This window comes from Streptomyces sp. NPDC054813 (genome assembly GCF_053611365.1).
This window is the reverse complement of record NZ_JBSHAF010000004.1, coordinates 469,023-482,443: the sequence shown is the minus strand read 5'-3', so window position 1 is coordinate 482,443 and position 13,421 is coordinate 469,023. Positions and strand designations below refer to the sequence as shown.

The following is a 13,421-nucleotide window of genomic DNA, read 5'->3' as shown; positions in this document are numbered from 1 at the left end:
CTGCGTCCCCTCTCTCTCTCGCGCCCCCCCCCCCCCGGGGGGGGGGGGGCCCCCCGCCGCCCCGGCCGGGCGGCGGCCCCCGGCGGGGCGCCCCCCCCCCCCCGGCCGAGAGCACCCGGACAGGGGTCCGGAAGGCGTGCGGACTACTGGTTGCCGGTGCCGTTGGCGGACAGGGCCGAGATGTCGTCCAGGATGTGCGACAGCGGCTCGTCGCCCTTGGCCTGGGTGGAGTTCTCGACGCACTGCTGGTTCTGCGGCGCGGACAGGACCGGCACGTCCTGCAGGACGCCGACGGCGCCGAGACCGGCCAGGCCCTGGAGGTTCAGCTTCGCCGGGAGGCCGATGCAGGGCTTGTTGAAGGAGCCCTGGATGAGCGCCAGCTGCGGGCTCATCTTGCCGTACGTGGCGGAGTTGCCGAACACCTGCGAGGCGCCGTTGCCGCTGGCGGAGGTGGTGCCGTGGTCGTTGCCGGTGGCCAGGGCCGGCGAGGCGGCGACAGCGGTGGCACCGGCCACGGAGGCGGCGACAGCGGCGACGGCCAGAACCTTCTTGATCACTGTGATTCCCTTCTGGAAAAACCCCGTCCACCGGAGCCCACTGGTCAACTCCCCGCGACGCGTTTGGTTGCTCCGTTTCACTCCGATGGCGCACGGCCCGGTAATCCCCTGCCGTCGCCGCGGGCGCGCGGCCGTACCGGAATTCCGGGCGGTGACCGGTCCGATCGGGTGACGTGCCGCATCCCCGCCGCAACCATTCCGGGCGCGGTCGGTTGATGCGGGGGCAGGAACGTGCGTCTTGCGCACGGAGCCAGGAAAGGAAAGCGAAATGCTGAAGAAGGCAATGGCCGCGGCGGCGGTCGCCGCGTCCGTCGTAGGTGTGTCGGCGGCGGCAGCCCCCCAGGCGCTTGCCACCGGCAACGACCACGGCACCACCTCCGCCAGCGGCAACGGCGCCCAGGAGAAGTTCGGCAACCAGGTGACCAAGGGCAAGATGAGCCCGCAGGCCACCCTGGTGCAGGGCTCGCTCAACAAGCTCTGTGTCGGTCTGCCCGCGAAGGCGAACCTCCAGGGGATCCTCGGCCTCATCGCCGCCGTCGGCGTGGCCCAGGACGTGCCGGTCCTCTCCGCGCCGCAGAACCAGCAGTGCGCCGAGAACTCCACCCAGGCCAAGGGCGACGAGCCGGTGTCGCACGTCCTGGACGACATCTCGGCCCTCTCCGCCAACGGCGTCGCCAACCAGTAGTGACCCCGGCCTCGTAAAATCCGCCCGGGTGGCGTGTGTTCACACGCCACCCGGGCGGATTTCGCTGCGTTCGGCCATTTCCTGCTAGGCGTTCGAGTGAATTACCAGACGGCGCGCTTTCCGTAGTTTCTTCGACCGCCTATTACTCGTTCTACAGTCTGCCGGTCATGATGCGAGCCATTCATGCTGTGCTCGCTCGGTTTCGGCCGTCATACGGGCATGACCGCAGAGAAGGGAAAATTCATGAAGAAGACCGCTGCTGTCGCCGCCGGCGTACTCCTGGCCTTGGGCGCTGCCGTTCCGGCCTTCGCGGACGCGGGTGCCGAGGGTGCTGCCCTCAGCTCCCCGGGCGCCGTCTCCGGCAACGCGATCCAGGTTCCGGTCCACGTTCCGGTCAACGCCTGCGGCGACACCGTTGACGTCATCGCGCTGCTGAACCCCGCGTTCGGCGGCGCCTGCGCCGACGACTGACGACGTCAGCGCAGCGCACCAGCCGTCCGGCTGTGTCACGCCGGCCTCGGACCGTCGATCTTTCGCATCCGCGTTCCGGGGCCGGCTTTTCCACTTCTGAACAGGAAGACAACGAGATTGCGACAGACCCTCAGCAGGGGAATGGTCGTGGCCGCCGCCGCGACCAGCGTGCTGTCCCTGTACGCCGGTCCCGCGTTCGCCGACACGGACGCGACCGGGACCGCGGGCGGTTCACCGGGTGTCGTGTCCGGGAACAACGTGCAGGCACCGGTGAACGTGCCGGTCGGCGTGTGCGGCAACTCGATCGACGTGGCCGCCGTGTTGAATCCGGCCTTCGGCAACTCCTGTGCGAACGCCTCGGATTCCGACGAGCACACCGACGACCGTGCGTACGGGACGTCCTACGGCGACTCGGGCGACGACGACTCGGGCTACGGCAGTACGGTTTGCGACTCGGGCTACGGCGCCGAGGGCTCGACCGGCACCACCCCGCCCCCCTACGGCGGAGAGACCTCGCCCCCCTGCAGCGAGACTCCGTCCCCGAGCCCGACACCTCCGTCCCCGAGCCCGACGCCCCCGTCGCCGAGCCCGACGCCTCCGCCACCGAGCCGGAAACCCCCGTCGCCGAGCCCGACGCCTTCGACGCCGAGTCCGACACCTCCGCCCGGCGGCGGACACCACCAGGGATCGCCGCCCACCCTGCCGCACACCGGCAGTGACCGTGAGGCCATGCTCGCGGCCTCGGCCGCCAGCGCCGCACTGATCGCGGGCGGGACGATGCTGTACCGACGAGGCCGAGCCGCGTCTCGCCGGTCCTGACCCGCCGGGTGCCGGACGCCCCTCCAGGGTCCGGCACCCGCGTATGATCAAGCCGGTCGTCGCGGAGAAGTGACGTGAGCGCACTCCTCACGGTCGCGGCCGTGACAGACGCGTCAGCTCCGCACCACGTCCGGTGCAGGCTCGCGGCGGTCCGCATCGACACCCCAGCCGGCCGGTCCCGAGCGCAGCCGCCGCCGTACCCCGCGCACCAGCGTGTCCGCGGTGAACGTGGCGCCGTGCACGAAACGCATCGCCGGGCCGAAGCCCGCGGTCGTGATCAGACCGGCCAGGAACAGCCCGGGGTACGACGACTCGAAGCCCCGGCCGACCTCCGGCGCCCCGTCGGCCCCGGTCACCAGCGTCGTACGCAGGTCGCCGGCCAGGCGCCCGAGCCGCTCCCGGGTCGCCCTGAATCCCGTGGCCGCGATGACGTGTTCGGTCTCCAGGATGCCCACCCCCCCGCCGCCGCGCACGGCCGTGTCCAGGCGCACCCCGCCCGCGGTGGCCCGGGCCGCCGTCACCTCGCGGCCGAGCAGCACCTCCACCCCGGACTCCACCCGCTCCCGCACCCACCAGGCGCCGGCCGGGCCGAGTGCCGTGGCCGCGATCCGCGCCCGGGTCGGCTCCGCCAGCCGCCGGTACAGGCCGGGGCGCTCGGAGTAGAACCAGTTGAGCCAGCCGGGGCCGAGACCGCTGTGCGGGGCGCGCGCCGACTTCCACCAGGGGCGCTGCCAGGGCGGCGGCACCTGGTTCCAGTACAGCTGCTCCGCGCGCACCAGCACCCGTACCCTGCTGCCCTGTTCGGCGAGGAGCGCGGCGGTCTCCAGGGCCGCCTGGCCGCCGCCGATCACCGTGACGTCCCGGCCCCGGAAACGGTCCAGGTCGGCGTGGTGGCTGCTGTGCGAGACCAGGTCGGGGGAGAGGCCGTGCAGCGCGGACGGGATCTCGACGAACGGCAGCACGCCGACGGCGAGGGCGACGGTCCGGCCGTGCAGGGTCTCGCCGTCCTCCGTCGTCGCGTCGAAGCCGCCGGTACGGGGCGTGATCCGGGTGACGGTGCGTTCGTCGACGGGCGGGGCGGCGTTGCGGGCGAACCACAGCCCGTACTCGGTGAACATGTCCAGCGGGATCGGCCGCCCGCGCCGGGCCTCCACCCCCCGGCCCGCGCAGTACACGTCCAGCCGCCAACGCGCCTCGGGGTCCGACAGGTTGGAGGCCCACGGTTCGGACTTGAGGAACATCCCGCGGGGCATGTGGTCGCGCCAGGACGCCATCGGGCGGCCGAAGACACGGACGTTCAGCCCCGCTGCCGCGGCGTGGGACGCGATGGACAGGCCGTACGGGCCCGCGCCCACCACCAACAGGTCGTACATCAGAAGCTGCTCGCTTTCTCGTCGTCGGACCGGTCGGGCTGACCGGAGAGGCCGGCGACACCTGACACTCCGGAGAGCTCCTCGTCCAGGACGGCCGGGCGGCGTTCCCCGGCCGGCTCACCGGCCTGGCGGACCACGACGGAGGCCGACCGCGGGACCGGGGCCGTGCCGGGGCGCAGCCGCCCGACGAGCCGGCCCGCCACGTGCCGGCACCACAGCGCCCACATCGCCAGGCCCGGCCCCCGGTCGTCCGGCGCGCTCCAGGCCAGCTCGCGCCCGCGCGGGGCCGGCCGCAGCGCGCTCAGCGGCGCGTAGTTCTCCACCACGAACGCCCGCCCGGCCAGCGGTGCCCCGGCGATCAGCGGACGGTGGGTCAGGTCCAGGTGCAGGGCGCGTACGACGTCCAGGCCCGCGCCGTCGGCGAAGAGCCGGAACTGCGCGCCCGGACGGGGATTGAAGTCGAGGAGGTGGTAGCGGCCGGTGCTGCCGCAGCGCCGGAAGTCCAGATCGAAGATGCCCCGGAAGCCCAGTTCGCCGGTGAGCCGCTCGGCCAGTCCCTGGACCTGCGGGTTGGGCGTCCACAGGCCGACCGCCGTCAGGCCCGCCCCGCGCGGCCAGGACCGCTGCTTGCGGCCGGGGCCGCCCGCGCGTACCGCCCCGGTGCGGTCGGCGTAACCGTGGAAGAACCAGTCGCGGTCCGGGCCCGGTGGCAGGAACTCCTGCAGCAGCAGCCTGCTGCCCGCCTCCTCGGCCCGCAGGAACAGCTCCCGCGCCTCCCGCGCCGAGCGCACCACGACCGTGCTGCGCAGCCCGGACCCGGCCGGGACCAGCCAGGGCCGGCTCCACTTGGCGACCACCGGAAGCCCGAGCCGCCAGGCGGCGGAGGCGGCCTGCTCGGCGCTGTCCGGGACGAGGGTCCGCGGGTGCGGGATCCCGGCCGTAGCGCACACCTCCGCCAGCTCGGCCTTGTCGGCGACCCGCTCGGGAAGCCGGGCGGGCTGCTGCGGCAGCAGGTAGGAGGGTGCGAGGTCCTCGCGGAGCCGGCCGACCGCGATCGCGCTCGCGTCGTCCATCGGGATCAGCACCGCCGGACGGGCGATCCGCGCCGCCACCCGGCGCAGCACGGCCAGGATCTCCGCGGCGGACGCACCCGGCGCCGGCGGCGGATGCAGCTGCCGTACGAAACGGGACCTGCCGACCGGACTGCCGGTGGAGTCGGCGACCAGATGGACGTCCACGCCGGCTCTGCCGAGCGAGCGCACAGCCCCGAGGGTGCCGTGGTGAAAGGGGTTCCGGTCGATCCGCAGCAGAACCGCGGGAACCCGGATGTCTAGCAGCGACACGGACCTTTTCCTTTGCGTCGGTTCACCCGTGCGGGCGTGCGGCCCACCCGAAAGCCGCAGCCGCACTGGCGGAATTCATATTGATATGACTGAGTGTCAGTAACTGGTACTTCCTCAGTGAACGTGCGAACGGACGAGAAGAACGGACGAGAACTGGTGGAGAAAGGAGCAGGCATGGCTCCACGGCAGGGAAAGCAGCCGAGGTCCCGGTCGCACCGGCGGGCTGTGGTCGGGGCGGTGGCGGCGGTCGTCGTCGCCTCGGCGACCCTGGCCACCGGTCCGGGATTCGCCGCGGGTGCGGAGGTGGCGCTGGTCACGGACCCGACACCGGCTCCGACACCCACGACGTCCGTCCCGGCGTCGGCGGCACCCCTGCCGGCTGTGGCGAGTCCGGCACCGGTACCGGTGAGCCCGGCGCCGGTCACGCCCGCGCCCGCCAGGGCGGCGCCGCCGGCCTTCGGGGCCTTCCTGGACTCCGGGCCGCTGGGCGTGGCCCGCATGGCCCTGCTGAGCGGCTGGCTCGGCGGCACCGAGCTGAAGGTCGCGCACACGTATCTGCCCGGCGACCGCTGGGCCGACATCGAGGGCGCACCCGGTTTCCTGGACGTCTGGGCGCACTGGCGGCGGGAGAAGGACGACCGGATGCTCGTCCTCAACGTGCCCATGCAGGAGCGCAACGAGGACCATGTCGGGGACGCCGAGGTCCGGTCGCTGCTGGCGGAGGGCGCCGCCGGGCGGTTCGATCAGCACTTCCGGGCGCTGGCCGAGCGGCTCGTGGAGCTGGAGGCGCCGGACACGGTCATCGTGCTCGGCTGGGAGATGAACGGCACCACCTACACCCATCGTTGCGGGCCGGACCCGGAGGCCTGGAAGAAGTACTGGAAAAGGATCGTCACCACCATGCGTGCGGTGCCGGGCCAGAAATTCCGGTTCGACTTCACGCCGAGCCGGGGCCGCGACGCCGTCCCGTGGACGCAGTGCTACCCCGGGGACGACACGGTCGACATCATCGGCATGGATTCCTACGACCAGCCCACCGGTCTTTCCTTCGACGAACAGGTGCGGGAGCCTTACGGACTTCAGGATCACGTCGATTTCGCGAAGGCTCACGGGAAACCCGTTTCCTATCCGGAATGGGGCCTGTTCCGCAACGGTGACAACTCCGAATACGTGCGGCGGATGCTCGCCTGGATGGACGAGTACAAGCCGCTGTACAACACGCTGACCGACTACTGCCCGCACGGTGTCTGGCAGTGTTCGGACAACCCGCGCTCGGCGCGGGTCTACCGCTCGGCCCTCTCCGGCCGGACCGACACCGCGACCCCGACGCCGGCTCCCACCGCGGACGTCTCGACCCCGAAACCGACCCCCACTCCCACTCCCGGCACCACGCCCCCGGCCGGCTGCGCGCCGATGGACCTGGGCGACTGGATCGAGTACTGGCTCGGCGGGAAACTCTGCGTCCGCCTCGACTGGTGGTCGCGCACGCGGAGCTAGTCCTGCCGTCGTTCCTTCCACCGGTGCCGCACCTCCTTGACCTGCTGCCGGGCGGCGGCGTCGCACAACGCCGCCGTCAGCAGCGGCGCGGTGCGACGCCGGGCCAGCAGCAGCCGCTGGTTGACGACCGGCTGGGGCCGCCAGTGGTGCTTGTACGGCTCGTTCCCGCGCAGCAGGCTCAGCGCACCCCGCTCGCCGGCCCCGGTGTGCTGGGCGCAGGCGTCGAGCAGCATCACCGCCACGTCCGCCTTGCGCTCCCGCAGCTGCGGATGCGCCCCGTACAGATAGCCGCCGGCCAGGCTCGGCGACAGCAGGGTCAGATCGACGGCGACCACCTCGTCGTCGAGCCGGAACTCGGTGACCACCGCGTCCCCGGAGCGCACCATCGGCCCCACCGAGCGCACCAGATGCTCCCGGAACCGCGACTGGAGGTGTTCCGTCGTCACCTTCCGCCCCTGCCACTGGAGCCGGTGCAGATCGAGGAGCCGGCCGAGCGCGGTGTCGACGCCCTCCGGTGCCACGACGTCCCGGCGCACCCCGAGCGAGCCCAGCTTGCGCAGCTTGGCGCGCACCCGCTGGGCCTGTTTCGAGGACAGCCGGGTCACCAGCTCGTCCATGGTCACGGCGGGCAGCTCCAGGCACAGCGAGTCGGGCACCTTCCGGCACGGCCCGTGCCAGCGGTCGTAGACCCGCTCCACCGCACCGCCCGGACGCACCTCACGGAAGTCGATCAGCGCCGTCCGGGCCGCCCGGGCGAGCTCCTGGGTGAGGGCGGCCGCCGCCCGGCCGTCGTCGCCGTCGGTGAGCAGCACGTCCGTGTAGTCCGAGATCGCCCCGCCCAGCGGCACCAGCGTGGGCAGCGGCCGGTGCACCAGCATCAGCGGGGCCGCGCCGACCAGTTCACCGCCGTGGCGCACCAGGACCAGGCGGAGCCGCCCGGACACCCCGTACGAGCGCCACCAGGAGTGCAGCCAGGCGTGGCTCTGGAACGGGGTGGCCGTGCCGCACCGCCGGTACAGGCGCCCCCAGGCGGGGGCCAGCTCGGCGAAGGCGCTTTCGTCGGTGACGAGTTCGGTGGTGTGCGCTGCGAGCGTCGGGTGGGCCGTCGCCGTCACAGCTGTCCGTGCACGTCGGCGGCGACGGCGGGTCCCGGCACGGAGGCCTGCAGGGCGCTCTCCTCCTCGCGGCGCCGGGGCCGCACCAGCACCACGAGACCGGCCAGCAGGCCGCCCGCGCTCGCACCCACCAGACCGGTCACCTTCGAGGACGCCGAGGTGGGCGCGGTCGGCTTCAGCGCCCGGGAGAACTGGAGGAGCTCGACGTGCGTGTCGCCCTTGGTGTCGTTGGCGTGCTGGGCGAGCGAGCGGGCCACCGCGTTCGCCATGTCGGCGGCCTGCAGGGGGTGCGGAGAGGTGGCCGAGACGGCGACCATCGGCGCGTCCGGCGAGGTCTCCGTCTGCACGCTGTCCCGCAGCGTGTTGACCGGCACCCCGGCCCACACCTGGGCGTCCCCGAGCACCGCGAGCTGGGTCGCGACCCGGCCGTAGGCCTGCGCGAAGCCCTGCGCGGTGGCGGTGTCGGACCGGTCGGTGGGGACGGCGATGACGTAGCTGGTCGCGGTGTAGCTGGGCGGCGTGAGCACGCCGTAGACGCAGCCCAGCAGAGCGCCGGTGGCGACCCCGGCCGCCAGCAGCGACCAGGGTGGGACCGTGCGGGCACGGGCGAACGGGCGGGCTGCCCTGGTGGTGGTCTCGGTCATGGCGTACTGGCTCCCTGAGGGGTGTTGGCGAGTGCGGCCGCGTAGACGTCCATGAGCTGGGCGGCGCTGCGGGTGATGCAGTAGTGACGGGCGGCCTCCGGCGCGGTGCGCGGGCCGGGCCCGGCGGCGCGGGCGGCGGCCAGCGCCTCGGCGTAGGCGTCGGCGCCGCCCCAGACACGGCGGGCGCCGGGGGCGGCGGCGGGCGGCAGGTCCTCGACGGCCGGGCAGGAGCTGTAGCGGACGGGCAGCCCGGCGGCCAGCGCCTCGATCACCGCGAGCCCGAAGGCCTCCTCGGTGCAGGGCGAGGCCAGTACGTCCATGGCGGAGGTGAGGGCGGGGAGGTCGGGGTCGGCCGGGCTGTCGGAGACATACGGCCGCTCACCGGCGAACAGGACCCGGCCGGCGACCCCGGCCTCCTCGGCGGCACGGCGCAGCGCCCCCTCCTCCGCGCCCCCGCCGACCAGCAACAGCCTGCAGTCCTGGGGGAGTCGGGTCAGCGCACCGATCAGTACGTCGAACCGTTTGCCGGGCGCCAGCCGCCCGATGCCGCCCACCACGAAGGCGTCCTGCGGGATCCCGAGCCGGGCCCGGGTGCGCTGCCGCCGGTCCGGGTCGAAGCGGAACCGCTCCAGGTCGATGCCGTTCGGTACGACCTCGATCCGCGGCCCCGGGACCCCCCACCGGCGCAGCCGCTCGGCGACGGTGGGGGAGACGGCGACCGTGGACCGGCCGAGCCGTTCGCCCGTGAGATACAACGCCCGTACCCCGGCGTTCAGCCGGCGCCCCTCCAGCTGGGTGTCGCCGAGCGAGTGCTCGGTGGCGACGACGGCCCGCACGCCCGCGAGGCGCGCCGCGATCCGGCCGTAGAGACAGGCCCGGTAGAGGTGGGTGTGGACGAGGTCGTAGCGGCCCCGGCGGATGAGCCGGACCAGGCGGGGCAGTGCGGCCAGGTCCCGGTTCCCGGCCATCCCGAGATGGACCACCCGTACCCCGTCGGCGGTCAGAGCGTGTGCGACCGGCCCGGGGTTGGTGAGCGTGACGACGTCGCAGGAGACGGGCAGATGGCGCAGCAGCAGCCGGAGCTGCTGCTCGGCCCCGCCGACCCCCAGCCCCGTGATGACATGGAGAGCCTTCATTCACAGCCCCTTGACGGGACGGCGGCGCAGCCGGTGCAGCCGGTACTTCAGGAAGAGGCGCAGGGCGTGGTCGTTCTGGCCGATGTGCACCCGGGGCAGGGTGTGGACGCCGGTCAGGTCGCCGGGGTCGATGGCGCAGGCGTAGCCGTATCCGGCGTCCCGTACGGCGCCGACGACCCGCTGGTCGACGGTCCCGTAGGGGTAGCAGAAGCCGTCCACGGGGGCCTGGATCAGCTCCTCCAGGAGGACCCGGCTGTCGGCGGTCTCGGCCCTGAGCGTGTCCGCGTCGGCCTTCGTCAGGTCGACATGGGTGAGCCCGTGCGAGCCGATCTCCACGCCGGCCGCGGCCGCCCGCCGGACCCCGTCGGCGGTGAGCAGCGGCTTGCGCGGGCCGAGCGAGTCCCAGCGGTTGTCGCTGCCCAGCCGCCCGGACAGCACGAACAGGGTGGCGCCGCAGCCCCAGCGGTCGAGCAGCGGCAGGGCGTGGTCGAGGAAGTCGGCGTAGCCGTCGTCGAAGGTGAGCCCGACCAGCCGCCGCCCCTCGCCCCGGGCCCGGGCGGCCAGCAGTTCGGCGACCGACACCCCGCGCAGCCCCCGGCGGCGCAGCCAGCCCAGCTGTGCGGCCAGCCGGTCAGGGCTGACGGTGACCCGGTACGGATCGTCCGAGCAGTCGCCCACGGAGTGGTACATGGCGAGCCAGGGGACCGGGCCTGCCAGGTGTCTGACCTTCTCGGCGGACTCAATGGAAGACGGCATGCGCGAGCCTTCGGGTGACGGTGCCTACGGAACGGAGTGCGGGTGCGAAGCCCTGGGCGTCCAGCGCCCAGCCGAGCAGGACGAAGATCGCGGTCACGGCCGTGGTGCCGGCCGCCAGGCCGGTGAGCGGGTCCGCCGGCCGTGCGGCGACGAAGGTGCCGACGACCGTGGCGATCACGGCGGCCCGCACCGGCCGGCTCAGCTCGGCCAGCACCCGCCGGGTACGGATCGGGACGCTGCGCGGGCCCATGCCGGAGAGCAGGAGTACGGCGGTGACGGTGATGCCGGTGGCGTTGGCGGCGGCGATGCCGGTGACGCCGTACCGGCCCACCGCCATGGCGCCGATCCAGGAGGTCACGACGATCCCGGCGGCCATGGCGCCGACCGGGTACCAGGTGGCGCGGCCCGCCGAGAAGTAGGAGCGGACCAGCACCCCGACCATGGTCTGCCCGAGCAGCCCGAGTGCGTAGACGCGCATCACCGCGGCGGTGGCGGCGGTGTCCGCCGCGGTGAACGCCCCGCGCTGGAACAGGAGGTGGATGAGCTGCGGCGCACACGCCACGACCACGGCGGTGCCGAGCAGGACGACGCTCGCGGCCACCGACAGGTCCCGCTCCACCCGGCGCCGGGCCCGCTCGGTGTCGCCCTCGGCCAGCGCCCGGGCCACCACCGGGAAGGTGACCGTGCACAGCATCATCGACATCGTCATCGGGATCTGCGCGACCTTCTGCGCGTAGTTGAGGTGCGAGATCGCCCCGGAGTGCAGATGCGAGGCGAGGAACCGCTCGATGAGCACCTGCGACTGCCGGCACAGCGCGAACAGCAGCACGGTGGCCATCAGGACGACGTTCAGCGGCTCCGCCTCGGCGACCGGGTCACCGACGGCGGGCTTGACCCGGCGCCGCAACTGCCCGATCAGCGAGGGAAGCTGTACGGCGACCATCAGCAGGCCCCCGGCCGCGACCCCGAACGCGGCCGACCGCACGCCCCAGTGGCCGCCGAGCGCGAACATCGCCGTGATGATGCCGGCGTTGTAGGCGACGTAGATCGCGGCCGGGGCGAGGAACCGCCGGTGGGCGCGGAGGGCGGCGCTGCAGTACCCGGCCAGCCCGAAGGTCAGCACACAGGTGGCGGTCAGCCGGGTGCAGTCCACGGCGAGCCCGGGGTCGCGCAGACCGGGCGCGAGCACCTCGACCAGCTGCGGGGCGCCCCCGATGAGAAGAGCGCCGACGGCCGCGAAGGCGAGGGCCAGCCTCGGCAGGGTCCCGGCGACCAGCGCCCGGACGGGGTCGCCGGGAGCCCCCTGCGCCCGCCGGGCGAGGGCCAGGCTGAAGGCGGGGATCAGCGCGAAGGCCAGCCCGTCCTCGATGAGCAGGGTCGCCGCGAACTCGGGAACGGTCCAGGCGACGAGAAAGGCGTCGGTGTCCCGCCCGGCTCCGAAGAGCCGGGCGAGCGACTGGTCCCGGATGAGCCCGAGGAGCGAGCCGACGACGGAGAAGGCGGCGGTGACGAGAGCGGCTCTGGCGAGAACACGACGGGAGGAAGGCGCCCCGTCAGGGGCGCGGGGCTGTGACGTCTGCGGCTCCGCCGCGTGGGCGCGCTCGGCCGCCACCGACTCGCTGTCGACACGCGACCCGGGCACGCCCGAAGTCCTGGAAGGCGTGACCGTCATAGCGAACGCCCCGCCCCCACCAGCTCAGCCCCCACCGGCTCAGCCCCGGCCGGCTCGGCCCCCATCAAGTCCGCCCCCACCAACGCCCACCAGGCCACCGCGCCGAACACCACCGCCGTCAGCACGGTCGACGGCCCCCCGATGTCCGCGTACGCGAAGTCCACGAGCTGCCAGACCAGCAGCCCGCACCCCACCAGCGCGCAGTCCAGGCCGTCACCGCCGCGGACCCGCCACAACCCGCGCAGCCCGCACACCAGCAGCGCCAGCCAGCAGCCCGCCAGCGCCAGCACCCCGAGCAGTCCCTGCTCGCTGAGCACCAGCAGGTACATGTTGTGCGGCGACAGCAGCGGCTGCTTCCGGAACGCGGCCCCCGCTCCCTCCGTGTCGCTCCCGGAGGACAGCGCCAGCGAGGCATGGCCGTCCCGGTAGGCCGGGAAGTTCTTCAACCCGACGCCGGTCACGGGATGTTCGCGCCACATGTCCGTCGCCGCCGCCCACAGCGTGTAGCGGTCGACCACCGACTGGTCCGGCGCGTCGGTCACCTGCCCGATGCTGCTGAGCCGCTCCTGGAGCATCGCCGTACCGACCCCGAAGCCCCCCACCAGCACCACACCGGCGGCGACCGCGACCGCCGCCACCTTCAGCGCCCGCCGCAGCCCGGCCAGCACCAGCTGCACACCGCAGGTCAGCACCGTCGCGATCCAGGCCCCGCGGCTGAAGGACACGGCCAGCGGCAGCAGCAGGCCGAGCGCGCACACGCCCGCCACCACCCGCTGCGGTACCGGCGAGCGCCCCAGCGCCAGCCCCAGCGCGCAGACCAGGCCGAACGACACCACGGTCGCCATGCCCATCACGTCCTGCGGCCCGAACGTGCCGACCGCGCGGATCTCCTCGCCCTGGTACGACGCCCCGGTCCCGGTTAGGTACTGGTGCACCCCGACCGCGCCCTGCCACCCCGCGAGCCCCACGAACGACCAGGCCAGCAGCCGGAAGTCGGCACGGTCCCGGATCAGCAGCAGCACGGCGGCGGGGACCAGGACGAACACCTGGAGATAGCGGCCGAGGCCGGTCAGCCCGGCCCCCGGCGAGGACGCGCCGGCCGCCGCGACGGCCAGCCCCACCACCGGCATGCCCAGAACCACCGCGGCCGTCGCCGACAGCGGCCGCCGCCGCTCCCGTACCGTCCGCACCACGGCGTACAGCACCACCAGCGCGGACACCGCGTCCGCCGGTCCCGCTCCGCTGTCGTCGCCGGCCGGGGTGAGCGGCAGCGCGAGGACGGCGAGCACGGCGGTCGCGGCGAGGACCGGCGGCAGCCGCAGGGGCCTGGCCGGGGAGAGTGCGAAGCTCATC

General features: G+C 73.6%; 13 protein-coding genes. 4 read left to right on the top strand and 9 right to left on the bottom strand.

Annotated elements, in window-relative coordinates; translation table 11 throughout:
• Nucleotides 1-143: 143 nt before the first annotated feature.
• Nucleotides 144-557 (bottom strand): rodlin, encoded by a 414-nt coding sequence (locus ACWGJB_RS10685; RefSeq protein WP_453379810.1) that lies wholly within the window; start codon nt 555-557, stop codon nt 144-146.
• 268 nt (nt 558-825) lie between these two features.
• Here ACWGJB_RS10685 and ACWGJB_RS10680 point away from each other — a divergent pair, with 268 nt between their 5' ends.
• The 3 genes from ACWGJB_RS10680 to ACWGJB_RS10670 all read left to right on the top strand — a co-directional run bounded on the left by ACWGJB_RS10680 (nt 826) and on the right by ACWGJB_RS10670 (nt 2,532).
• Nucleotides 826-1,242, top strand: coding sequence for a rodlin (locus ACWGJB_RS10680; RefSeq protein ID WP_453379809.1), 417 nt, complete (start codon nt 826-828; stop codon nt 1,240-1,242).
• Nucleotides 1,243-1,461: 219 nt separating this feature from the next.
• Entirely contained in the window at nt 1,462-1,713 is a 252-nt protein-coding gene (locus tag ACWGJB_RS10675) for a chaplin (protein WP_453379808.1), read from the top strand.
• A 117-nt stretch (nt 1,714-1,830) separates the two neighbouring features.
• Nucleotides 1,831-2,532: a chaplin gene (locus ACWGJB_RS10670; RefSeq protein ID WP_453379807.1), complete on the top strand. Its 702-nt coding sequence runs from the start codon at nt 1,831-1,833 to the stop codon at nt 2,530-2,532.
• A 113-nt stretch (nt 2,533-2,645) separates the two neighbouring features.
• Here ACWGJB_RS10670 and ACWGJB_RS10665 read toward each other — a convergent pair whose 3' ends face one another.
• Both ACWGJB_RS10665 and ACWGJB_RS10660 read right to left on the bottom strand, forming a co-directional pair.
• Nucleotides 2,646-3,905 (bottom strand): FAD-dependent oxidoreductase, encoded by a 1,260-nt coding sequence (locus tag ACWGJB_RS10665; RefSeq protein ID WP_453379806.1) that lies wholly within the window; start codon nt 3,903-3,905, stop codon nt 2,646-2,648.
• Complete coding sequence (locus ACWGJB_RS10660; protein WP_453379805.1) at nt 3,905-5,248, bottom strand: carboxylate--amine ligase; 1,344 nt, start codon at nt 5,246-5,248, stop codon at nt 3,905-3,907. Before ACWGJB_RS10660 ends, ACWGJB_RS10665 begins: the two co-directional genes overlap by 1 nt.
• 174 nt (nt 5,249-5,422) lie before the next feature.
• On the opposite strand from ACWGJB_RS10660, the gene ACWGJB_RS10655 reads away from it, so the two are divergent.
• The gene (locus ACWGJB_RS10655) at nt 5,423-6,745 is read left to right on the top strand and encodes a glycoside hydrolase family 26 protein (RefSeq protein WP_453379804.1); all 1,323 of its coding nucleotides are present in this window, start codon (nt 5,423-5,425) and stop codon (nt 6,743-6,745) included.
• Here ACWGJB_RS10655 and ACWGJB_RS10650 read toward each other — a convergent pair.
• Genes ACWGJB_RS10650 through ACWGJB_RS10625 form a run of 6 tightly spaced genes read right to left on the bottom strand, consistent with a single transcriptional unit; the run spans nt 6,742 to nt 13,420 of the window.
• The gene (locus tag ACWGJB_RS10650; RefSeq protein WP_453379803.1) at nt 6,742-7,860 is read right to left on the bottom strand and encodes a GNAT family N-acetyltransferase; all 1,119 of its coding nucleotides are present in this window, start codon (nt 7,858-7,860) and stop codon (nt 6,742-6,744) included. The genes ACWGJB_RS10655 and ACWGJB_RS10650 overlap by 4 nt on opposite strands.
• A complete protein-coding gene (locus ACWGJB_RS10645) occupies nt 7,857-8,504 on the bottom strand; it encodes a lipopolysaccharide biosynthesis protein (RefSeq protein WP_453379802.1) in 648 nt (215 codons plus the stop codon). The genes ACWGJB_RS10650 and ACWGJB_RS10645 overlap by 4 nt, the downstream gene beginning before the upstream one ends.
• Complete coding sequence (locus ACWGJB_RS10640; protein WP_453379801.1) at nt 8,501-9,640, bottom strand: glycosyltransferase; 1,140 nt, start codon at nt 9,638-9,640, stop codon at nt 8,501-8,503. The genes ACWGJB_RS10645 and ACWGJB_RS10640 overlap by 4 nt, the downstream gene beginning before the upstream one ends.
• Entirely contained in the window at nt 9,641-10,396 is a 756-nt protein-coding gene (locus ACWGJB_RS10635; RefSeq protein ID WP_453379800.1) for a polysaccharide deacetylase family protein, read from the bottom strand.
• Nucleotides 10,380-12,068 carry a murein biosynthesis integral membrane protein MurJ gene (murJ, locus tag ACWGJB_RS10630; RefSeq protein WP_453379799.1) on the bottom strand — a complete coding sequence of 563 codons (1,689 nt, stop codon included), beginning with the start codon at nt 12,066-12,068 and terminating at the stop codon, nt 10,380-10,382. The genes ACWGJB_RS10635 and murJ overlap by 17 nt, the downstream gene beginning before the upstream one ends.
• On the bottom strand, nt 12,065-13,420 hold the full coding sequence (locus tag ACWGJB_RS10625) for an O-antigen ligase family protein (RefSeq protein WP_453379798.1): 1,356 nt from the start codon (nt 13,418-13,420) through the stop codon (nt 12,065-12,067). The genes murJ and ACWGJB_RS10625 overlap by 4 nt, the downstream gene beginning before the upstream one ends.
• Nucleotide 13,421: the final 1 nt, after the last annotated feature.